The sequence below is a fragment of the Microbacterium sp. SY138 genome (assembly GCF_039729145.1).
Classification (GTDB): Bacteria; Actinomycetota; Actinomycetes; order Actinomycetales; family Microbacteriaceae; genus Microbacterium; species Microbacterium maritypicum_A.
In genome coordinates this window covers 339,008-358,759 of the sequence record NZ_CP155793.1, presented here as the reverse complement: position 1 = coordinate 358,759, position 19,752 = coordinate 339,008, and the positions used below count along the sequence as shown (strand labels likewise).

Genomic DNA, 19,752 nt, shown 5'->3' with positions numbered 1-19,752 from the left:
CCTACTTCTCCGACCGTTCCTTGACCACGTCGGCGATGGTGTCGAGCGTCTCCTGCGCGTCGGCCTTGCCCTGGTACAGCTTCAGGAACTCGTCGGCGATGGCGGTCGGCAGACCGGGCACGCGCGCCTCGGCGGGGTAGTCCTCGAACCCGATGTCGCGCATGTCGAGGAAGGTCTGGGCGTGTGCGGGATAGTCGTCCTCGAGCACGACCTCGTCAGCGCCCTTGATCGAGGGGACCGCGTTGCCGCCGCCCTGCAGACGGAAGGTCTGCCCCTCGGCGGAGAGGAACTCGGTCCAGAACGTGAACGCCGCGTCCTTCACCTTGGTCTTGCCGTTGATCGCGAGGAAGCTGGTCGCCACGCCGGTGGGAGCAGCTTCGCCGTCAGGGGTCGGCCACTGCACGATGTCGTAGCTGTCCTGCTCGCCCGTCGCATCCACCGTGCCGATCGTGTAGCGGCCCTGCACGAAGAAGCCGGCCTTGTGCGTGACGAACACGCTGTCGGCGCCGGCACCGTCAGGAAGGGTGTCGGCGACGACGAAGGTGCCGTCCTCGAACAGGTCGCCGAGCTGCTGCACCGACTCGACGGTGGCGGCGTCGTTGTTCGCGACGAAGGCACCGGAATCGTCATAGGGAGCATCGAGGCCCTGCGACGAGAGCCAGCTCCAGTGCGTCGCCCAGTAGTTCCAGTACATGGTGCCGGTGAGGCCCGCGTCGTGGAGCTTCTCGTTCATCTCCAGGAACTTGTCGGTGGTCCACTCGCCGTTCTCGGCGAGGGTCGCCGGGTCCTCCGTGATCCCTGCGGCCGCCAGCGCCTGCTTGTCGTACCAGAACACGTCGGGGTTCGAGTCGTTCGGGGCGGCGTACACCTCGCCGTCGTTCTCGGCAGCGCCGAAGAGCCCGGGGAAGAAGTCATCCTTCTTCGTCTTGCTGTCCTTCGAGTCCATCAGGTCGCTCAGCGGCATGAGCCGGTTCGAGTCGACGAACTGGCCGATCTTGTCGTCGCCCACGTAGAACACGTCGGGCGCGGTGTTGCTGGTGAGCTGAGCGAGCAGCTTGGAGTGGTAGTCGCCGTAGTCGGCGACGGGCTGCAGCTTGACGGTGATGTCGGGGTGGCGCTCCATGAAGTCCTTGTTGAACTCCTCGTAGCGGGTGAGCTCGTCGGCCGTGCCCCAGGTCGACCAGACGACGGTGGCGTTGCCGTCGGCGTCGACGCCTCCACCGCCTCCTCCACCCCCACCGCTGCACGCGGCGAGTCCGAGTGCCAGAGCGCCGGCGGCACCCAGTGCCAGATACCGCGTCACGTTCGCACGTGCCATCTCGCTACCTCTTTCATCATTGGAAGATCAGGTCGGGATCGCCCCTTCGGGCGTATTGGTATTCTGTATACAGAACGCAATCCTGTCAAGGAATGGGGCGACGGACCTGCCCATCGAGACCATCCCGTGACGTGCGGCCCGGACCATGGCGCAGACTGTCTTCATGACCGATCCCGATCCGCACCTGCTCGGCCCCGGACTCCTCCCGACGCCGTTCACCGCCGCCGAGATCCGCGACGCCACCGGCACGGGGATGGTGATCCACCTGCTGCTCGAAGGCCCCGACGGACCGATGGGCGAGCACGTCAACCGCTTCCACGACACCGATGACGAGGGAGCGACGCTCGACCGCTGGGCAGCGGAGGACCCCAAGGCCGTCGTCTCGAATCGGGTGACCTGGGCGGAACTGCAGGGCCATGCCGCCTTCGACGCCGGCACGACGAGCGTGTCGACCGTGAGCCTGACGACCCCGCTCGGTGCGCTCACCTGCCGCCGGTACGACACCGACGACGGCATCTTCTGGTTCTCGATCGACCACCCGGGCATGCCGGTGCAGTACGAGTCCGACGGCCTGCGCACGACCGTGCTGAGCATCGAGAACGACTGAGGGCGCGCGCCGGGAGGCGGCACCGTGTGCGGCGGAGAACTCCGCGTCGGGCGGACAGCCACGCGGCACGGCTCCTCCCGACACAGAGAACTCCGCCCCACGCCGGGTCCACCCGACGCGGTTCTCGCCGCAACCCGCCCGCACCACACGAACGTCGGCGTCCCGGCGTAGGGTCGCACCATGAGCAGCACAGCATCCGGAGAACGTCATGGAGTGGTCCCCTCTTACCTGCTCGCGCGTCTGGCCGAATCAGGCCGATTCCCCAAGGCCGCCGCAGCTGCGAGACAGACGCTGACCGCCGGTCGACCGCCCTTCCGCGCGCGCATCGACCTGTCGATCGACGAGAACGGCGACCTCGTGGCGCAGCTGTCCGATGCCCCCAACCGCACGATCAGCGACGCCGGCAACACGCAGCAGCTGCCCGGCGCGGTCGTGCGAGGCGAAGACGATGCCCCGGTCGATGACACCGCGGTGAATGAGGCCTTCGACGGCCTCGGCGCCACGTTCGAGATGCTGCTGGCCGCGTTCGAGCGCAACTCTCTCGACGACGCGGGCGCCCCGCTGGATGCGACCGTGCACTACGGCGTCGACTACGACAACGCGTTCTGGGACGGCGAGCGCATGGTGTTCGGCGACGGCGACGGCGAGGTGTTCCAGCACTTCACCGGCTCGCTCACGGTCATCGGCCACGAACTCGCACACGGCGTCGTGCAGCACACCGCCAACCTCGAATACCAGGGGCAGCCGGGTGCCCTGAACGAGTCGATCGCCGACGTGTTCGGCGCCCTGACCGAGCAGTACGCCCTGAGCCAGACGGCCGACCAGGCGACGTGGCTCATCGGTGCCGAGATCTTCACCGACGCCGTCGAGGGCGCGGCGCTGCGCTCGATGATCGCACCCGGCACCGCGTACGACGACGATGAGCTCGGCCGGGATCCGCAGCCCGACCACATGAGCGGCTTCGTCCGCACCACCGAAGACAACGGCGGGGTGCACATCAACTCGGGCATCCCCAACCGTGCATTCGCCCTCTTCGCGATCGACCTCGGCGGCAAAGCCTGGGAGCGGGCGGGAACAGTCTGGTACCGCGCTCTCACCGGCGGCCTGTCGAGCACCGCGACCTTCACGCAGTTCGCCGACGCGACAGTCGCCGCGGCCACGGCCATCGATGCCGCCACAGCCGCAGCAGCTCGACGGGCGTGGACGACCGTGGGAGTCTATGGAGATGAGCGAGTCCCCTCCACCGACTGACGCGCAGGTCGTGATCGCGGTGGTGCGCACCGGCGGCATCGCCGGCATCCGCCGTCAGTGGCATGTGGAAGCCGACACTGACGACGCGGCGGAGTGGATCGATCTGATCGACCGTTGCCCGTGGGATCAGGAGCGGGACGGCGGACCCGGCGCCGATCGGTTCATGTGGAGCATCCAGGCGCGCACACCGTCCGAGCGGCGCGAGCGCGAACTGCCCGACTCCGCGCTCGAAGGCCCTTGGCGGGCACTCGTCGAGGCCGTGCGCGCGGCCTCGGCCTGACGACGTCAGTCCACGTACGCTCTCAGGTGAGCCGTCTACCGACGGCGACACGAAGAGGGGGCTCATGCTGACGATGGAAGAAGCTGAACGACTGCTCGGTGCGGCACGCGAAGCACACACCCGCGGCGACCCTGTCCTGCACCTGCACGTCGAGGTCAGCCGCCTCACCGGTGCCCCGTCGTCCTGGGGTTCGGCGGCGAACGACTACCTCCAGAACGAGAGCGTCGGCTATTTCCTCAGCGAGGTCGAGAGGGTCGGTTGGCGCCTCGAGCACACGGGATACGCCTTCGTCGGATCGGGCGCCACCACATCCGATCGGGTGATGAGCACCGGAACGGGCGTCGTGAATCACGGCGCCGTCTCGGGATACTTCACCTTCCGGCGCGCGGCCCCGGCCTGACAGCCACGACGTCGGCGACGACCACCGGAGCCGCATCCGATCAATCCCGTGTGAATCCGGCCTCCTCACGGCGGCTCGGGGTCACAATGGAACTCATGGGACTGTTCCAGCAGAAGCCTGAAGAACAAGAGAACCAGTGGGTGCTGCCCTCGGAGCCGCTCGAACGCTCCGAGTCCGAGGTCCTCGACACCGCGCCCGTCGTCGATCCACTGTCGATCGGGCTCGGCGCGGAGACCAGCGGCGACCTGAGCTCGGTCCTGTTCCCGGTCGCGCCCCCGGTCCCCGAGGCCGCCTCGACCGGCGACGCCGAGCCGCTGGACGACGAGCCGCTGGACGACGACCCCGAAGACGACTGACCGGCTGCTCGCCCTTCACGCGACAGGGCGACGTCGCTCTCACCGTTACGGTTGAGGGATGACGATCACCGCCGCCGCAGACGGCTCCGCCCTGGGCAACCCCGGCCCCAACGGCTGGGCCTGGTACATCGACGACGACAACTGGGCGGCCGGCGGATCGCCGCACGGCACCAACAATCAGGGGGAACTGCGAGCGGTGCTCGAACTGCTGCTCGCGACGGCGGGCACCGACGAGAAACTGCTGATCGAGTGCGACAGCCGCTACGTGATCGACTCCGTGACGAAGTGGATGCCGGGCTGGAAGCGCAAGGGCTGGCGCAAGTCCGACGGCGGCCCCGTGCTCAACCGCGACCTGCTCGAGGGCATCGACGAGGCCATCCGCGGCCGTGACGTCGAGTTCTCCTGGGTCAAGGGGCACGCGGGGCACCCGCTGAACGAGGCCGCCGACGAACGTGCGAACGCCGCGGCCAAGGCATACCAGGCGAAGCAGGAACCACGTCGAGGACCGGGCTTCACCCGCGGCACGGATGCCGGAGCCGCGGTCGCCGCGTCGGCGCCGGTCGCCGCCTCCGCCCCCTCGTCGGCCCCCGCTCGGGCGGCCTCGCCGACGATGGCCTCCGCCGCCTCCCCGACCGCTGCGTCCGCCGTCGCCGAGCCGTTGTGGGCCGAGGCATCCGATCTCCTCGACGGCCTGGATGCGCCCGACGACGACCCGATCGAACTGCGCATCCCGCTCTCGTCCGACGAGCACGCGCGGCTGCGCGACCGCGCCGAAGCTCAGGGCGTCTCGCTCGAAGAGGCGCTCCGCCGCCTGATCTGAGCCCAGCGACCGAGGCGTACACTCGCACCATGTCGACTCCCGCCCGCACCATCGGTCGCCTCTTCCTCGGCGCCTCCCTCGTCTTCGCGGGGGTCTCGCACCTCACGATCGCCCGCGAGGAGTTCCAGGCCCAGGTGCCGGAGTCGCTGCCGCTGGACCCCGACACCACGGTGCTCGCCTCGGGCGTGGCCGAGATCGCGCTCGGCTCCGCGCTGCTGCTGGCACGGCGCCGCCGACGTGCGGTCGGCACGTTCGCCGCCCTGTTCTTCGTGGCTGTGTTCCCCGGCAACGTGGCGCAGTGGATGCACCACCGTGACGGATTCGGGCTCGACACGGACATGAAGCGCTTCGTCCGGCTGTTCTTCCAGCCCGTGCTCGTCGCGCTGGCCCTGTGGTCGACCCGCGAACCCCGACGCTGACTCACGCCACGCCCTCTCCACCACCAGAACGCTGACCCTCCGCGCATGACGGGTCCTCCGAGCTGCGGTCCGTAGACTCGGCTGATGACGGAATGGGTGGTGACGCAGCGGTGAAGGCCCGCACCGTCTTCGGCCTGCTCCGCCTCGGCGCTGCCGCCGTCTGCCTGGTCGCACTCATCCATCGACTCGCCTGGGGACTGGCGTCGAACACCATCGCGAGCCAGAACTTCTTCGCGTATCTGACCAACCAGTCGAACATCGCGTTCGTGGTGCTGCTGAGCATCGCGGGGGTCATCGCCCTGCGCACGGCTCGCGATCCGCGCTGGCTCACGGTCGCCCTGGCGCTCGTGCTGACCTGGACGATCACCGCCGGACTCGTGTTCGCCATCCTGGTCTGGCAGGCCGGCATCCGCGGCATCCGCATCGATGTGCCCTGGTCGGATCAGGTGCTGCACTTCTGGCTCCCCGCCGTGACGGTGGCGGCGTGGGCACTGGCACCCGGCCACCGCTCCGTCTCCTGGCGAGTCATCCCGGTGACGCTCGCCTACCCGGTGATCTGGGGTGTCGCCACCATGATCCGCGGGCCGCTCATCGGCTGGTACCCGTACTACTTCCTCGACCCGCGGCAGGTGAGCGGCCCGATGGAGTTCATCCTCTCGTCGGCGATCGCTCTCGGCACCTTCGCCGCGGTCGCCACGGTCCTCGTGCTCGTCAGCCGCATGCCGCTGCCGAGACGACTGCGCGTGGAGGTCGACGCGCGCTCCGAGACCCCGACACCCGAGCAGGCGCCGATCGGTGAACGTATCGGTCAGACGTAGAGGGCCAGCGAGGCGAGAGCCGCTTCGATGGCCTCGTCCTCGTCGAGCTTCGCGAACTCGGCGGCCGCGGCACCTCCCACGATGCCCACGAGCACGTTCTCGCCGGTCGCGGGTCGCAGGTTGATCCAGGTCGGGATCACCACATCGGCGCCGACCGCGTGCCAGATCGCCTCTTCGTTCTCCCAGAACGGCTCGTCCCACCGCAGCCACACGGTCTCGATCGCGCCCATGCCGAGCGCCGACACCGCACCGCGGTTGGAGAACGGCAGGGGTGGGTCGAACTCGATGCTGCGGTCCTGGAGCACACCCAGCGGCACGGTCACGAGCACACGGTCGAACGACAGCGCCTCTCCGGTACCGAGGCGCACGCTCACTCCGGAGTCGTCGTACGCGAGGCGAGCGACCGGGGAGTTGAGCCCCACCTTGACGCCGTCCAGGGCCTGCTCGATGAATGGCGTGACGTCGCCGGTCGCCGCCTTCGGGTCTCCTGTCGGCAGTGGCGGCGCGAACCAGCTGGACAGTTCGTCGGCTCCGGCACCGGTGCGGGCGGCGAGGATCGCGAGCAGCGCAGTCGTCGCGGGGTCGGCGGTATCGATTCCGGCGGCGGTCAGAGCATCAGCCACCGAGGAGTCTTCGGGCGCGGCCTGTGCCGTCGTGATCGCCGCGTCGAAGGGCTGAGGGTCGACCGAGTCGACAGCTCCGTCGGGTCCGCGCCAGATCTCGCCGGCCAGTTCGACGACGCCGACCTCTCCCTCGCTCATCCGGTCGAGCACGTCGGCGTCGTCTGCGCCGAAGAGCCAGGCGCCGAGCTGCACCGGCACGGGCCACGATTCGTCGACGCGGGAGTAGACCCGCCCACCGACGCGATCCCTGGCCTCGAAGACCGTCACCTCCAGCCCTCCCTCGGCGAGCAGAGCGGCAGCGGTGGCTCCGGCGAGCCCTGCGCCGACGACGGCGACACGCTCTCCCGAGGTCGCCGGGATCAGGAGTTCCTCGGCCGCGCGCGCACCGGAGCCGATCGCGCCGCGCACCGTTCCGGGAGCATCCTCATCCGTCGCCTCCCCCGCGAAGAACAGGCGCCCGTCGACGGGCTTCCCCAGCGCGAGACGCGTGCCGGCCAGCACGCCCACTGGCGTGAAGCTGGCGGCGCCGAGCGCGAACGGATCGGTGGTCCAGGTGCTGCGGATGCTGCCGGCTGCCGCCGGGACACCGGGCGGAGGCTCGGGCTCGCGCGTGCGAGTGGGCGTCGGCGTGGGTGCCGGTTCCGGAGTGCAGGAGGCGAGAAGCACCGAAGCGACACCGGCTCCGGCGCCGAGGAGCAGAGTGCGGCGCGTGATCCTCATCGTGTCGCCACCTTATCCCGAACACCTGCGTGGAGGTGTGGCGCCTCGATGCTCGGCCTCGCCGGGTCAGACCGAAACGCCGGGTCAGGCCGTCTCGGGGGGAGATCGGCCTGACCCGGCGTGAACGCCTGAAACGGCGACTGCTTGCGCGCAGATGCAGCGTCAGACGGAGAGCAGCTCCCGCTCCAGGCGGGCGAACGACGACTCCATGCCGTCGGCCATGCCGGTGGCGAGGATCATGTCGCGCGTCTCCTTGTCGGGATACTCGATGAGCAGCGTGACGAGAGTCGCGCCGTCCTCCTCATACAGGTTCAGATCGTTGAGCGTCTCGGTGGGCATGCCCTGCATCCGCTCGGTGCTGACCGCCCGGCGCGGGGCGTCGATCAGCAGCGCCTCACCTTCGAACCCGAACGGCTGCCCCTCGGTGTCGCCGACCGGCGCCCAGGAGTTCCGGTACGACTGGCCCACCTCGGTGGCGGCCACGCACTCCGTCATCTCCCAGCCGTCGGGTCCGAGCATCCACTTGCGGATGAGCTCGGGCTCGAAGTGCGCGCGCCAGACCAGCTCCCGCGGCCCCTCGACCAGGCGGGTGATGCGCACGTGGGTGTCGTCGAGCAGCTCCACCCGTGTGCCCTTGCCCTGCGCGTACTCGCGGAGATCCTGCAGCACGGTGTCGAGCTGCGCCATCGCCATCTTGATGCCTTCGACCTGGCCCATCTCGACGACCTGCTCGAGCGCGTCGACGGAGTCGAAGTGGCTCGTGGTCACCATACGGGTGCCCTCGGCGGTGGGCTCGAACGAGAACGACATCCGCTGTGCGGGGAATCCGTCGAGCGGCTTTCCCTCCTCGTCGACGAACGAGTCGATGACCTCGAAGCCGTGCGGCGCGTCGATCGATACGAATTCCCACGCACCCGACGACTTCTCGCCGCGCGGACCGTTCATCGAGTAGACGGCACGCCCGCCGACGGTGTGGTCCCAGGCGGTGAAGGTGGCCGGCCATCCGGGAGGACCCCAGAAGCGCTCGAGCTGACGCGGGTCGGAGTACGCGCTCCAGACGCGGTCGATGGGGGCCGCGAAGTCGGCGACCACGGTCATGGTCAGGTTCTCGGCATCGGTGGTGACGTCGGTGACAGGCATGTTCAGTCTCCTTGTTCGTTCTTCGTGGTGTCACTGGTGTCGGATGAGCTGGGCCGAGGCGTCTCGGCCAGCAGGTCGTCGAGTCGGGCGATGCGCGACCGCCACAGCTCTTCGTATCGGGCGAGGAGCGCCCTGGCGCGGGCGATCATCTCGGGGTTCGCGCGGACGAGCCGCTCGCGTCCCTCGGCGCGCTTGACGATGAGGTTCGCGGCCTCGAGCACGGCGACGTGCTTCTGCACCGCGGCGAACGACATCTCGTATTCGGAGGCGAGGGTCGAGACCGACTGCTCACGCTCGATCGTCCGGCGCAGGATGTCGCGCCGGGTCGACGTCGCCAGTGCGTGGAAGACACGGTCGACCTCCGCTTCGCTCAGTTCTCTTTGTGCAACCATTTGGTTGTACGTTATGCCCGCGGAGCGGGTGTGTCAAGAGGGAAAGTGTCGAGATCGCACTCTCGCGCCATAGACGGGGTGGGTATACTCCCGGATCAACAGAATGGAACACTTAACATGTTACGTAACATTAATTCCGGGCCGACGCAGGGTTCCACGACGGCGGTGCGGGTTTCCGCCGCGGTCGCTCTGACGCTGGCTCTCGTCGCCACCTCCACCACGCCGGTCTTCGCCCAATCCCCGATGGGTCGCGGTGGAGCAGATGCCGCCCATCGCGCACTCGACGATCTCGAGGAGTCGCTGGTGTGGCGATCCGACGCGAAGACCACCTATGGCGCCGTCGTTCCCGCGGTGAACGAAGCGATCCTCGCTCTGGACGAAGATCGCTCGAGGATCCCGCAGTACGAGAGCTTCAAGACGGCGTTGGAGCGGCTTCAGGTGGAATCCACCTATCTGCTCGATCTCGCCACGCAGCCCGGATACCAACCGGGCGTGCTCGATTCCGTGATGTTCCTTCAGGGTTCGGTGGCGGAATGGCAGTACCGCGTGGCATCGATGGACGACTCTCTGAAGAAGCGCGACAAGACCCGCCCGGCGCGAGTGGAAGGATCGCGTGCCGATGTCAGCGCTCAGACGCAACCGGGCACGGTGTTCCGTGATCTTCCCGGCCTCCCGGAGATGGTCGTGGTGCCGAAGGGCGACTACGTTGCGGGGGCGACAGCGGAGGAACAGCAGATCTGGAACGTCCCGGAGAACCGTCGTGATTTCGAGACGCCCCAGCGCGACGTCACGATCAGTGAGGCACTCGCCTTCGGCACGACCGAGGTGACGGTCGGTCAGTTCAGTGCGTTCGTCAAAGAGACGAAGTATCGTCCTCGCGGTGGAGCTCGATGGTGGAACCCGCAGGATCCTTCCGCCATGCAGTTCAACGCTGCGCTGGACTACCTGAATCCTGGATTCCCCCAGACGACCGATTCTCCCGTCGTCGCGATCACGCGCGAAGATGCGAACGCGTACGCGTCATGGCTCAGTGCGAAGACGGGGGAAACCTATCGACTCCCCAGCGAAGATGAATGGGAGTGGGCGGCGCGTGGCGGTGCGACCACGACGTTCTACTGGGGTGACGACCTCTCTCGCGTGAACGAGTACGCGAACAGCTTCGACCTCTCGTCGAAGGAGACCAACGGATTCGGCTGGGACAGCACCGGCGTCGACGACGGCTACCCGTACACCGCGCCGGTGGCAAGCTTCGCGCCCAACGGGTATGGGCTGTACGACGTGACCGGGAACGCGCGTGAATTCGTCGCGGACGACTGGGTACAGGATCTCTCCGCCGCAGCGAACGACGGGAGCCCGCATGACGGCGGAGTACCGTTCCCCGTCGTGCGTGGGGGCGCGTGGAACTATCAGCCCCAGAATCTGCGACTGGACTATCGCAGCGCCTACTATTCGTCGGAGACCGCGACCAACATGTTCGGATTCCGCCTCGTGCGCGTGCTCTGAACGGCGACGAAGACCGTCCACCACATGCCGCGGAGCGTCCTCGTCGATCCGTCGAGGACGCTCCGTCGCGACGGGCGCGACCAACGACCGCCCCGGGCCGGGCTCGTCGGGCTCGCCTGCTCCGACAGAGTCCACTGGTGCCGACGGCATCGCGTCGCCGACATCCATTCACGTGAATCCACCCCACATTTTCAGGCGTAGGCTGGAGTGAAGGACGGACCGTCCGAGAAGATCTCCCGGCACCGCGCCCGCCCGGAAGTGGAGTCACTCGTGGCTCAGTACGACGTCTCGAACCGCTCGGCGATCGTGACGGGAGCAGGCAGCGGAATCGGACGCTCGACCGCTCTCCTGCTGGCGAAGAACGGCGCATCCGTCGTCGTGAACGACCTGAACGCGGAGCACGCGAACGCGGTCGTCGAAGAGATCCGCGCTGCCGGCGGCACGGCAGAGGCTTCAGTCGGCGATGCGACGGATGCGGCCTGGATCGCTTCTTCCATCGAACTCGCCAACTCGCTCGCTCCCTTGCGCATCGGCGTCAACAACGCGGGCATCGGCGGCGCCAGCGCTCCGACGGCCGAGTACGAGGACGAGGCGTGGGACAAGGTCATCGCGATCAACCTCAACGCGGTCTTCCGCAATATGAAGGCACAGATCCCCTCGATCCTCGCGAACGGCGGCGGCTCGGTCGTGAACATCGCCTCGATCCTCGGCAGCGTCGGCTTCGCCGGCTCCCCCGCCTACGTCACCGCCAAGCACGGCGTGGTCGGCATGACCAAGTCGGCGGCGCTCGAGTACTCCGCCAAGGGCGTGCGCGTGAACTCCGTGGGCCCCGGTTTCATCGACACCCCGCTGCTCGCGAACATGGGCGACGAGGCGAAGGACTTCCTCGTGAGCAAGCACCCGATCGGACGCCTGGGCCAGGCCGACGAGGTCGCGAACCTCATCGCCTTCCTCGCCAGCGATGCGGCGAGCTTCATCACCGGCAGCTACCACCTCGTCGACGGCGGATACACCGCTCTCTGACAGAATCGACGCTCGGCCATCGGGACCCGATTCTCGATGGCCGAGCGTCAGAAGCGGCGACGCGAACCCCCCGGTTGCGTGGCCGCGCACCTCCCCGCCCGCGAGCTGCACTGCTTTGCCCAGGAGTGCATCGGCGAGGGAGGCGAGCTTGTCGTCAGGCGACGGCGTGCATCACCCTCGCGGAGGAGCTCAGCGGCGTGAAGTCGATGTCGGTGAGGTCGAGGCCCCCGGCGCCGCTCGCCGCCGCCATCATCTTGACCAGCACCGGCCGCTGCAACTCCACGTCGGCGTCGATCGTGAAGCGGACCGGGATCGAGGCGTGCATCCACAGCGTCTCGGTGCGCGAGTCCGACACACGCAGCGTGAGCGGGAACGACTCGCCGCGGCGAAGCTTGGTGACCGCCACGAGACGGAGGTGAGAGAGCACCTCGTCATCGACCTCGAACGTCTGCGACTCTCCGGCATAGCTGAGCTGACCCATGACTCCTCCTCCGATTTATCTCTCGGAAAATAGATTACTAGTTTAGCTAGCTAATTGGAAGTCGGCTCAGGTCAGGTCCGAGATCTCCTCGGTGAGACGTCGCAGGAACCGTGAGATCACCGCGAGCTGGTCGGGTGTGAACTCGCTCTCGATCCCCTCGACCCGCCGCGAGATCTCGTCGGCGGGAGAATGCAGGTCACGCAACGACGGGCGCACGATCTTCGAACGCGCGTCCTGGGGATGGGTGGAGACGACCACCTGGCCCCTTTCCGCGAGTCGACGGAGCACCGACGTGACCGCGGCGGTGCTCACGCCCAGATGCCCGGCCAGATCCCGCGGGGTCACCGGACGATCGGCGGGCGCTTCCGCGATCAGACGCATGGCGGCACGATCGGTCTCGTTCGGCTGGCGCCCCGCAGCGAGCCGGCGCCCGAGCCGCGCGTCGGCACGGCGAAGCGCATCCACCTCCCGCGCGAGTTCCGGTGTCGCGATCTCCAGCCTCTGCCCCATGTCACCACTCCCCATCTCCGCCGCCCCATGTTACCTCGACGAGCTGATTACTGGACTGTCTAGCAAAATGTGCGATCATCAGGCGCTTCCGACGATGAGAGGATGGAATCACGACGAGAAGGGACGTCATGGTCGATCCAATAGACCTCAAGGATGAGAGATACGTCCGCTACGCCGACCTGCTCGACCAGCTGCACCAGCAGTTCCCCACAGCCGGTCGCGAGCGGATCGCGCGCATCATCACCGCGGAGAACGATGCGATCACGGGCGGGTTCCTGCTCGTCGTCCCCGCCGAGGTCGCGACAGGGGCTGTCGAGATGCTCGAACGCGAGACGGCGCTCGGCGCAGACGGCGGAGAGGTGGTCGCCTGATGAACGACTCCCAGGAGTACGCACGTTCGGGCTACTGGTACCCGGACGGAGAGAGCGCCAGCACCGTCGACGTGCTCAACATGCTGCGACGCTACCGCGCAGCCGAGACCGCCATGCGCGCACGCACGCGCTCCTCGATGGGCATGAACGAGACCGACCTCATGGCGCTGCGATTCCTGCTCAGGGAACAGCGCGCCGGGCGGATCGTCCGACCTATCGACATCGCCAGGATGCTCAACATCTCGACCGCATCGACGACCACGCTCATTGACCGTCTGGAGAAGGGCGGCCACGTCCGCCGAGAGGCGCACCCCACCGATCGCCGCGCGGGCGTCGTGGTCCCGACGGTGAGCAGCGACGAAGAGGTGCGCGCCACCCTCGGCGCGATGCATCGCCGCATGCTGACCCTCGTCGACGAGCTCTCCGATCAGGAACGTGCCGTGGTCACCCGGTTCCTCGCCGGGATGACGGCCGCGATCGAGGAGGCGTCCGACCTCGACCAGGAGCTTCGCGACGTGATCCGCGACCAGGAAGGCTCCGAAGCCGCGGAGTGACGCCCTACAGCCCCTCTGCGATCTGCTTGATCGCGGCGAGGCGGCGGTCCCACTCGCGCCCGATCACATCGAGCCTCGCGGCCGTGGCGGAGAGCTCGGCGCCGACCACACGGAAACGCACCTCGCGCCCCACCGGTACCGGCTCGACGAGACCCACCTCCTGCAGGACGGCGAGGTGCTTCGCGATCGCCTGCCGAGACACCGGAAGGCGCCCGGCGAGGGCGGATGCCGACGCATCCCCCTCGCCGAGAGCCGTCAGGATGCTCCAGCGCGTCTCGTCCGCGAGCGCCGCGAACATGGGCAGCAGAGTCTCCGTGGTCACGCTTCGCCTTCCACCAGTGCGACCATCTTGTCGAGCTCCAGGTCCCAGCCGGTGCGGTGGGACTCGAGGTTCGAGAGCGGATCCGACGTGCGCTCGAATCCGCTCTCCACGACCGTGAGCCTGGTGCCGCCGTCGGCCTCTTCGAGGGTGAAGGTGAACACGGTCGAGGTCGACTCGTCGATGCTCTCCGGCAGCTTCCCGAGCGCATCGTCGTTGTTCCAGCGGTAGGTGATGCGTCGCGGTTCGTCGTACTCCTCGACGCGCAACGGGATCACGTCGTAGTCGGGGAAGGTCATCGTGCCGGTGGCTCCGACGCCCGCACCATCCAGCACCGTGCGCCCGAACCAGCGGGAGATGTGCTCGGGCTCGGCCACCGCTCGCCACACCTTGTCGACGGGGGCTGCGATCTGGATGCTCCGCCGAACGGAGAAGGTCTCCTCATCGACGACGGATGCCTCGTTGTGGGTCATGTTCACCATGATGGGTCCTTTCGTGGTCACCTGCATGCTCCGCCGGCCGATCGGCCAGCTGCAACTCTAGAGTTGCACATGCGATCCTCTTGCGCAACCCCCGGGTTGCACGCAAGATCCCCAGCCGCACCAGGCGGCGGGAGTGTTCCCGGATGCAGGACCAATCGCTGCGAGAACACCCTGCACCCGCCCTCCCGACATCCAAACGACACCCGCATCTCAGAGACGGAGATCAGCTGCGCGGTCGGCGCTTCTCCAGGAACCCCGCCAGCAACACGGCGACGAGAGCGGCGACCGGGGCGACGAGGAGCCCGGCGCGCAGGCTCTCGTTCTCGGCGATGTATCCCACGAACGGCGGGGACAGCAGGAAACCGAGGCGCAGCAGCCACGAGACGACCGTGAGCCCCACGCCGGGCCGCAGCCCCGGCAGCTCGTCCGCGGCATGCATGGCCGCGGGGATCAGAGTGGCGATGCCGAATCCGACGGCAGCGAAACCCAGGATCGTACCGGGCACGGTGGGGAACGCGAGCGCAAGCGTCATGCCGGCCGCGGCGATGAGACCGCCGACCCTGGCGACCCACCGCTGCCCGAAGCGATCCGTGAGCGGATCGCCGATGATCCGGCCGACGAACTGCGCGCCGACCAGGGCGATGAAGCCGAGCGGCGCGATCGCCGCGGCGGCCCCGAGCGAATCGGCGAGGTACAGCGTCGCCCACGAGTTCCCCGCATCCTCGGCGACGGCACCCGCCATCGCGATGAGGGTCAGCGCGATGATCGCGATCACGGTACGCGGGGTCACGCCGCGGCGCACCGCACCAGCGAGGTCGACGGGCTCCACTGCCGCCTCATCGGCGACCTCGTCGTCACGGCCAGGGAGGCAGAACCGCAGGGCGACGAGAGCGACCGTGGCGAAGACGGCCGTGGAGATGCCCAGGTGCACACCGAGCGGCAGCTGCAACGCGATCGCGACTGCGGCCATCGCGCCACCCAGGACCGCACCGATCGACCAGATCGCGTGGAAGCCGTTGATGATCGAGCGCCCGTAGCGCCGCTGCACCCGCAGGCCATGGGCGTTCTGCGCGACGTCGGTGATGGCGTCGGATGCTCCACCGAGGAAGAGCGCGACGGCGAACAGCACCCCGGACGGCGCGAGAGCCGCCGACAGCAACCCGAGGCTCGTGAGCACGGTGCCGATGACGGCGATGCGCGCCGACCCGAAGCGCCGGATCAGCACCGCCGCGAAGAGCCCGGCAGCGATGGCGCCGGCAGGGAAGGCGGCGATCGCGAAGCCGTAGCCGAGGTTGTCCAACCCGAGCGCGGACTTGATCTCCGGGTAACGCGGCAGGATGTTCGCGAACAGGGCCCCGTTCGTGAGGAACAGCGCGGAGACGGCGATGCGGGCGCGCCGGGACGCCTGATCCGGCACGGATCGTCGAATCGATTCGATTGAAGCCATGTCTACGATCGTACGGGGCGACGAGGGGCTCTGCCCACACGGATTCCGCGCCCGGCTCCACGGACGCCGACGGCCGCCTGCGCACCGCCCTCCTACAGACCGCCGCCGCACCCCGCAACCCCGTTCCGCGCGTCGGACGCCCGGCCTACGCTCGGGACATGCCCGAACTCACCCAGCCCACCGGTCGCGAAGAGACGCTGCGCGCCATCCCCCGCGACGACGGCTCCGCGCCGCGCGCCCTCGTCCTCGGTGCGACCGGATACATCGGAGGGCGGCTGACCCCGCGCCTGCTGAACGCCGGATACCGCGTGCGCGCGCTGGTACGGGATGCGGCGCGGGCGGCATCCTTCCCCTGGGGTCCGGACTGCGAGATCGTCGAGGGGTCGGCGGATGACGCGGACGCCGTCGCCGCGGCCATGGACGACGTCGACGTCGTGTACTACCTGATCCACTCGATGTCTGCGGGCAAGGGCTTCGAGGAGAGCGACGAGCGAGCCGCGACGACGGTCGCCGAGACGGCGGCCCGCGCGGGCGTGCGTCGGATCGTCTACCTCGGCGGCCTGCATCCGGACGACGCGAAGCTCTCACCGCACCTGCGCTCGCGCGTGCACGTGGGCGAGATCTTCCTGCGATCCGGCGTGCCGACGCTCGTGCTGCAAGCGGGCGTCGTGATCGGATCGGGCTCGGCGTCCTTCGAGATGATCCGTCATCTCACCGACGTGCTGCCGTATATGCCCGCGCCGAAGTGGGTGCGCAACCGCATCCAGCCGATCGCTGTGCGCGACGTGCTGCACTACCTGCTCGGAGCGGCGCGGGTCGACCCCGACGTGAATCGTGCGGTCGACATCGGTGGCCCCGACGTGCTGCGCTACGGACAGATGATGAACGGCTATGCGGTCGAGGCCGGGCTCCGGCAGCGTGCGATCGCAGCCCTCCCGGTGCTGACCCCCGGCCTCGCATCGCACTGGGTGAATCTGGTGACCCCGGTGCCGCGGTCGATCGCCCGCCCGCTCGTCGCGTCACTGCAGAACGAGTGCATCATGAAGGACCACGACGTCGACGAGCTCATCCCCCGCCCGGAAGGCGGGCTGACTCCCTACCGCCGCGCGGTCGATCTGGCGCTCGGTCGAGTCCGGGGCGACACGATCGAGACGAGCTGGCAGGACTCCGAGGTCTCCGGCGCGCCCAGCGACCCCCTGCCGAGTGATCCGGAATGGGCCGGACGCACGGTCTTCACCGACTCCCGCTCGGTCACCACGAGCGCCTCCCCGGCGGAGCTGTGGCGCGTGATCCTCGGCATCGGCGGCGAGAACGGCTGGTACTCCTCACCGCTGCTGTGGGCGGTGCGGGGGTGGATGGACCGCATCGTCGGCGGCGTGGGCCTCAGCCGCGGACGCCGGAGCCGCACCGCCGCCCGCGTGGGTGACGCGATCGACTTCTGGCGCGTCGAGGCCGTCGAGACGACGGATGCCGGATCGCTCCTGCGCCTGCGCGCCGAGATGAAGGTGCCGGGCGAGGCGTGGCTGGAGTTGCGTGCCGTGCCCGACGACGAAGGCGCCCGCTACGAGCAGCGCGCGATCTTCTTCCCCCGCGGCCTGACGGGTCGGCTGTACTGGCTCGCCGTCCTGCCGTTCCACGGCGCCATCTTCGCCGGCATGGCCGCACGCATCACGGCCGCTGCCGAAGAGGCGAGAGAGGCGCAGGCATCCGTCGCGGCGACCGGCGATCCCGCTGATTCCGGCCGGCCCTCTGAGAAGGTGCCTGGTCCGGCGTGATCGCCTGATCTCCGCGCCGCTCCGCTTCAGTCCGCGCGAGGCTGCTCCGAAGCGACCGCGGCATCCGGAGAGACGGGGCCGTCCTCCAGCGCCGCGTCGACGACCGCATCCACCTCGGCCGGCGGGATGATGTCGATCGCCTCGGTCGCGGCCTCGTACACCTCGGCGAGCGAGTCGTCGACGGTCGACTCGTCGATCCAGTCGAGATCGTCCTCGGAGTGGTCGTACGCGACGGGCACCAGCGCGAAGTCGTCGCCGTACTCCTCGAGTCCCGCCATGACGCTGTGCCGCACCGCGGCCTTGGCGTAGCGCTCGCGCAGGATCAGAGGATCACGCCGCAGGTCCTTCATGAACGCGACCATCATGAAGGCCATGATGATCGCGAACGGCAGCGCGGCGATGATGGTCACGTTCTGCAGAGACTTCAGACCGCTCCCCTCCTCGCCGGTCACGAGCAGCACGGCGGCGATCACACCCACCAGCACACCCCAGACCACTGCGACCCAACGCGCCGGCTCCGGCCTCCCCTGCTGCGAAAGGGTGCCCATCACGAGCGACGCGGAGTCCGCTCCGGTGACGAAGAAGATCGCGATCAGCAGGATGAGCACGACGCTGGTGATCATCGAGAACGGGAGGTTCTCGAGCACGCCGAACAGCACCTCTTCCGGCGGATCGACCGTGAGGTTCGCTCCGCCCATCTGCTGCTGGATCGCCGTGGTTCCGAAGATCGCGAACCAGACGAGCGAGATGGCGGACGGGACCACGATGACGACCGACACGAACTGGCGCAGTGTGCGTCCGCGCGAGATCTTGGCGATGAACATGCCCACGAAGGGCGACCACGAGATCCACCAGGCCCAGTAGAAGATCGTCCAGCTCGACAGGAACGTCTGAGCAGCCTCGCCCTGCGAGGCCGAGCGACCGATCATCTGCGGAAGGTCGCCGATGAACTGCACGGCCACCGAGGGGATCACATTCAGGATGAGGAGGGTCGGTCCGACGAAGAAGACGAAGAACGCCAGCAGGAGCGCCACGACGGCGTTGATGTTCGACAGCGCACGGATGCCCTTCGAGACGCCCGACACGGCGGAGGCGATGAAGCAGGCGGTGAGCACGGCGATCGCCGCGATCAGCACGCCGTTGCCGAGCGGCCCCGCGCCGCTGACGATCTCGACACCGTGTCCGATCTGCAGGGCGCCGAGTCCGAGCGATGCGGCGGTGCCGAACAGCGTCACGATGATCGAGAAGATATCGATCGTGCGTCCGAGGGGCCCGGTCGTGCGTCCTTCGCCGAGCAGCGGGGCGAAGATCGAGGAGATGAGCGGGGTGCGACCGCGACGGAAGGCCCCGTACGCGATGGCGCCGCCGACGAGCGCGTAGAACGCCCATGCCTGCGGGCCCCAGTGGTAGAGCACCTGGGTCTGGGCCGTGTGCATCGCGTCGAGGGTGTTCGCCTCGACGGTGCCGGGCGGCGGGTTCTCGAAGAAGTTCAGCGGCTCTGCGGCGCCCCAGAAGACGAGACCGATCCCCATGCCCGCGGCGAACAGCATCGAGATCCACGAGAACATCGAGAACTCGGGCTCTTCGTCGTCACGACCGAGCGGGATGCGTCCGTAGCGGCTGAAGCCGACGAACAGCATGAAGACCAGGATGACCGTGGCGATGGTCGTGAAGAAGAAGCCGAAGTACTCCACCACCCAGTCGAGCACGGTGCGGGTCGTGCCGGCGAGGTTGTCGCCCGCGAAGACTCCCCACGCGATGAAGGCGAGGGTGAGGGCGACCGCGACGCCGAACACGAGCGGGTCGGTGCGATAGGTGCGCCCGGTCTCCTCGACCGAGACACCGGGCACGAGCGCCGGGTGCACGCTGCGGGGAGGGACGGCGGCGATGTCGCGGACGATCTTCCGTGCCGTCTCGGTGGCCTTGGCGGGGAGGCGGTTCGCTCCCGTACCGACGGCATCCGTGCGGGGGCGCGGAGGATTGTGTCCTGCGGAGCGTTCGTCGGGCTTCTCGTCAGGGGTCTCCATGGCATCCCATCCTGTCACGTGAGGTGGCCACGCACGGAGGCGAAAACCCAGACGACCCTCGCGATCCGCGGCGTGTCGGCGCACGGCACGCCGGACGGATGCCGGATGACCTGGGT

23 protein-coding genes are annotated in these 19,752 nt (G+C 68.4%); 13 read left to right on the top strand and 10 right to left on the bottom strand.

The window, feature by feature from the left end:
- Position 1: 1 nt before the first annotated feature.
- Positions 2-1,318 (bottom strand): sugar ABC transporter substrate-binding protein, encoded by a 1,317-nt coding sequence (locus tag ABDC25_RS01670; RefSeq protein WP_347124506.1) that lies wholly within the window; start codon positions 1,316-1,318, stop codon positions 2-4.
- Positions 1,319-1,481: 163 nt separating this feature from the next.
- On the opposite strand from ABDC25_RS01670, the gene ABDC25_RS01665 reads away from it, so the two are divergent.
- The 8 genes from ABDC25_RS01665 (at position 1,482) to ABDC25_RS01630 (ending at position 6,269) form a co-directional block, all read left to right on the top strand.
- On the top strand, positions 1,482-1,925 hold the full coding sequence (locus ABDC25_RS01665) for a hypothetical protein (RefSeq protein WP_029260126.1): 444 nt from the start codon (positions 1,482-1,484) through the stop codon (positions 1,923-1,925).
- Between the two features lie 180 nt (positions 1,926-2,105).
- Entirely contained in the window at positions 2,106-3,176 is a 1,071-nt protein-coding gene (locus ABDC25_RS01660; protein WP_347124504.1) for a M4 family metallopeptidase, read from the top strand.
- The gene (locus ABDC25_RS01655) at positions 3,151-3,456 is read left to right on the top strand and encodes a protealysin inhibitor emfourin (protein ID WP_347124502.1); all 306 of its coding nucleotides are present in this window, start codon (positions 3,151-3,153) and stop codon (positions 3,454-3,456) included. Before ABDC25_RS01660 ends, ABDC25_RS01655 begins: the two co-directional genes overlap by 26 nt.
- Positions 3,457-3,529: 73 nt before the next feature.
- Entirely contained in the window at positions 3,530-3,856 is a 327-nt protein-coding gene (locus tag ABDC25_RS01650) for a hypothetical protein (protein ID WP_347124500.1), read from the top strand.
- A gap of 95 nt (positions 3,857-3,951) precedes the next feature.
- Complete coding sequence (locus tag ABDC25_RS01645) at positions 3,952-4,212, top strand: hypothetical protein (RefSeq protein ID WP_347124498.1); 261 nt, start codon at positions 3,952-3,954, stop codon at positions 4,210-4,212.
- 58 nt (positions 4,213-4,270) lie between these two features.
- Positions 4,271-5,032: a ribonuclease H gene (locus ABDC25_RS01640; protein WP_029265167.1), complete on the top strand. Its 762-nt coding sequence runs from the start codon at positions 4,271-4,273 to the stop codon at positions 5,030-5,032.
- A 29-nt stretch (positions 5,033-5,061) separates the two neighbouring features.
- Complete coding sequence (locus ABDC25_RS01635) at positions 5,062-5,451, top strand: DoxX family membrane protein (protein WP_292765848.1); 390 nt, start codon at positions 5,062-5,064, stop codon at positions 5,449-5,451.
- Positions 5,452-5,543: 92 nt separating this feature from the next.
- Positions 5,544-6,269: a Pr6Pr family membrane protein gene (locus ABDC25_RS01630; RefSeq protein ID WP_347124495.1), complete on the top strand. Its 726-nt coding sequence runs from the start codon at positions 5,544-5,546 to the stop codon at positions 6,267-6,269.
- On the opposite strand, the gene ABDC25_RS01625 is transcribed toward ABDC25_RS01630, so the two are convergent.
- From ABDC25_RS01625 to ABDC25_RS01615, 3 genes are all read right to left on the bottom strand, one after another.
- Entirely contained in the window at positions 6,260-7,612 is a 1,353-nt protein-coding gene (locus ABDC25_RS01625; RefSeq protein WP_029265171.1) for an FAD-dependent oxidoreductase, read from the bottom strand. The genes ABDC25_RS01630 and ABDC25_RS01625 overlap by 10 nt on opposite strands.
- A gap of 162 nt (positions 7,613-7,774) precedes the next feature.
- Positions 7,775-8,752: an SRPBCC family protein gene (locus tag ABDC25_RS01620; RefSeq protein ID WP_021198402.1), complete on the bottom strand. Its 978-nt coding sequence runs from the start codon at positions 8,750-8,752 to the stop codon at positions 7,775-7,777.
- Positions 8,753-8,754: 2 nt separating this feature from the next.
- Complete coding sequence (locus ABDC25_RS01615) at positions 8,755-9,144, bottom strand: metalloregulator ArsR/SmtB family transcription factor (protein WP_021198403.1); 390 nt, start codon at positions 9,142-9,144, stop codon at positions 8,755-8,757.
- Positions 9,145-9,261: 117 nt separating this feature from the next.
- Between ABDC25_RS01615 and ABDC25_RS01610 the strand changes: the two genes are divergently transcribed.
- Both ABDC25_RS01610 and ABDC25_RS01605 read left to right on the top strand, forming a co-directional pair.
- On the top strand, positions 9,262-10,647 hold the full coding sequence (locus ABDC25_RS01610; protein WP_347124492.1) for an SUMF1/EgtB/PvdO family nonheme iron enzyme: 1,386 nt from the start codon (positions 9,262-9,264) through the stop codon (positions 10,645-10,647).
- A 270-nt stretch (positions 10,648-10,917) separates the two neighbouring features.
- Entirely contained in the window at positions 10,918-11,670 is a 753-nt protein-coding gene (locus ABDC25_RS01605) for an SDR family NAD(P)-dependent oxidoreductase (RefSeq protein WP_029265225.1), read from the top strand.
- Positions 11,671-11,824: 154 nt separating this feature from the next.
- Here ABDC25_RS01605 and ABDC25_RS01600 read toward each other — a convergent pair whose 3' ends face one another.
- Together ABDC25_RS01600 and ABDC25_RS01595 are read right to left on the bottom strand one after the other, a co-directional pair.
- Positions 11,825-12,151, bottom strand: coding sequence for a hypothetical protein (locus ABDC25_RS01600; protein ID WP_021198419.1), 327 nt, complete (start codon positions 12,149-12,151; stop codon positions 11,825-11,827).
- Between the two features lie 66 nt (positions 12,152-12,217).
- Positions 12,218-12,661 (bottom strand): MarR family transcriptional regulator, encoded by a 444-nt coding sequence (locus tag ABDC25_RS01595; RefSeq protein ID WP_029260137.1) that lies wholly within the window; start codon positions 12,659-12,661, stop codon positions 12,218-12,220.
- A gap of 128 nt (positions 12,662-12,789) precedes the next feature.
- Here ABDC25_RS01595 and ABDC25_RS01590 point away from each other — a divergent pair, with 128 nt between their 5' ends.
- Positions 12,790-13,032 carry a hypothetical protein gene (locus ABDC25_RS01590; protein WP_347124489.1) on the top strand — a complete coding sequence of 81 codons (243 nt, stop codon included), beginning with the start codon at positions 12,790-12,792 and terminating at the stop codon, positions 13,030-13,032.
- Positions 13,032-13,586, top strand: coding sequence for a MarR family transcriptional regulator (locus ABDC25_RS01585; protein WP_021198422.1), 555 nt, complete (start codon positions 13,032-13,034; stop codon positions 13,584-13,586). Before ABDC25_RS01590 ends, ABDC25_RS01585 begins: the two co-directional genes overlap by 1 nt.
- Before the next feature lie 4 nt (positions 13,587-13,590).
- On the opposite strand, the gene ABDC25_RS01580 is transcribed toward ABDC25_RS01585, so the two are convergent.
- The 3 genes from ABDC25_RS01580 to ABDC25_RS01570 all read right to left on the bottom strand — a co-directional run bounded on the left by ABDC25_RS01580 (position 13,591) and on the right by ABDC25_RS01570 (position 15,834).
- Positions 13,591-13,908 (bottom strand): metalloregulator ArsR/SmtB family transcription factor, encoded by a 318-nt coding sequence (locus tag ABDC25_RS01580; protein ID WP_021198423.1) that lies wholly within the window; start codon positions 13,906-13,908, stop codon positions 13,591-13,593.
- Positions 13,905-14,387 carry an SRPBCC domain-containing protein gene (locus ABDC25_RS01575; protein ID WP_081859671.1) on the bottom strand — a complete coding sequence of 161 codons (483 nt, stop codon included), beginning with the start codon at positions 14,385-14,387 and terminating at the stop codon, positions 13,905-13,907. Before ABDC25_RS01575 ends, ABDC25_RS01580 begins: the two co-directional genes overlap by 4 nt.
- Before the next feature lie 223 nt (positions 14,388-14,610).
- Positions 14,611-15,834, bottom strand: coding sequence for an MFS transporter (locus ABDC25_RS01570; protein WP_167253539.1), 1,224 nt, complete (start codon positions 15,832-15,834; stop codon positions 14,611-14,613).
- Positions 15,835-15,992: 158 nt separating this feature from the next.
- Here ABDC25_RS01570 and ABDC25_RS01565 point away from each other — a divergent pair, with 158 nt between their 5' ends.
- Entirely contained in the window at positions 15,993-17,609 is a 1,617-nt protein-coding gene (locus ABDC25_RS01565; RefSeq protein ID WP_347124486.1) for an SDR family oxidoreductase, read from the top strand.
- Positions 17,610-17,635: 26 nt separating this feature from the next.
- On the opposite strand, the gene ABDC25_RS01560 is transcribed toward ABDC25_RS01565, so the two are convergent.
- A complete protein-coding gene (locus ABDC25_RS01560; protein WP_347124484.1) occupies positions 17,636-19,636 on the bottom strand; it encodes a BCCT family transporter in 2,001 nt (666 codons plus the stop codon).
- Between the last annotated feature and the right edge of the window lie 116 nt (positions 19,637-19,752).

Bases quoted from the DNA above. Each gene is read 5' to 3' on its own strand.
- ABDC25_RS01660 (WP_347124504.1), top strand. From the start codon at position 2,106: ATGAGCAGCACAGCATCCGGAGAACGTCATGGAGTGGTCCCCTCTTAC.
- ABDC25_RS01640 (WP_029265167.1), top strand. From the start codon at position 4,271: ATGACGATCACCGCCGCCGCAGACGGCTCCGCCCTGGGCAACCCCGGC.
- ABDC25_RS01650 (WP_347124500.1), top strand. From the start codon at position 3,530: ATGGAAGAAGCTGAACGACTGCTCGGTGCGGCACGCGAAGCACACACC.
- ABDC25_RS01635 (WP_292765848.1), top strand. From the start codon at position 5,062: ATGTCGACTCCCGCCCGCACCATCGGTCGCCTCTTCCTCGGCGCCTCC.
- ABDC25_RS01610 (WP_347124492.1), top strand. From the start codon at position 9,262: ATGTTACGTAACATTAATTCCGGGCCGACGCAGGGTTCCACGACGGCG.
- ABDC25_RS01630 (WP_347124495.1), top strand. From the start codon at position 5,544: ATGGGTGGTGACGCAGCGGTGAAGGCCCGCACCGTCTTCGGCCTGCTC.
- ABDC25_RS01560 (WP_347124484.1), bottom strand. From the start codon at position 19,636: ATGGAGACCCCTGACGAGAAGCCCGACGAACGCTCCGCAGGACACAAT.
- ABDC25_RS01670 (WP_347124506.1), bottom strand. From the start codon at position 1,318: ATGGCACGTGCGAACGTGACGCGGTATCTGGCACTGGGTGCCGCCGGC.
- ABDC25_RS01570 (WP_167253539.1), bottom strand. From the start codon at position 15,834: ATGGCTTCAATCGAATCGATTCGACGATCCGTGCCGGATCAGGCGTCC.
- ABDC25_RS01590 (WP_347124489.1), top strand. From the start codon at position 12,790: ATGGTCGATCCAATAGACCTCAAGGATGAGAGATACGTCCGCTACGCC.
- ABDC25_RS01655 (WP_347124502.1), top strand. From the start codon at position 3,151: ATGAGCGAGTCCCCTCCACCGACTGACGCGCAGGTCGTGATCGCGGTG.
- ABDC25_RS01625 (WP_029265171.1), bottom strand. From the start codon at position 7,612: ATGAGGATCACGCGCCGCACTCTGCTCCTCGGCGCCGGAGCCGGTGTC.
- ABDC25_RS01620 (WP_021198402.1), bottom strand. From the start codon at position 8,752: ATGCCTGTCACCGACGTCACCACCGATGCCGAGAACCTGACCATGACC.
- ABDC25_RS01600 (WP_021198419.1), bottom strand. From the start codon at position 12,151: ATGGGTCAGCTCAGCTATGCCGGAGAGTCGCAGACGTTCGAGGTCGAT.
- ABDC25_RS01615 (WP_021198403.1), bottom strand. From the start codon at position 9,144: ATGGTTGCACAAAGAGAACTGAGCGAAGCGGAGGTCGACCGTGTCTTC.
- ABDC25_RS01585 (WP_021198422.1), top strand. From the start codon at position 13,032: ATGAACGACTCCCAGGAGTACGCACGTTCGGGCTACTGGTACCCGGAC.
- ABDC25_RS01565 (WP_347124486.1), top strand. From the start codon at position 15,993: ATGCCCGAACTCACCCAGCCCACCGGTCGCGAAGAGACGCTGCGCGCC.
- ABDC25_RS01595 (WP_029260137.1), bottom strand. From the start codon at position 12,661: ATGGGGCAGAGGCTGGAGATCGCGACACCGGAACTCGCGCGGGAGGTG.
- ABDC25_RS01645 (WP_347124498.1), top strand. From the start codon at position 3,952: ATGGGACTGTTCCAGCAGAAGCCTGAAGAACAAGAGAACCAGTGGGTG.
- ABDC25_RS01575 (WP_081859671.1), bottom strand. From the start codon at position 14,387: ATGGTGAACATGACCCACAACGAGGCATCCGTCGTCGATGAGGAGACC.
- ABDC25_RS01665 (WP_029260126.1), top strand. From the start codon at position 1,482: ATGACCGATCCCGATCCGCACCTGCTCGGCCCCGGACTCCTCCCGACG.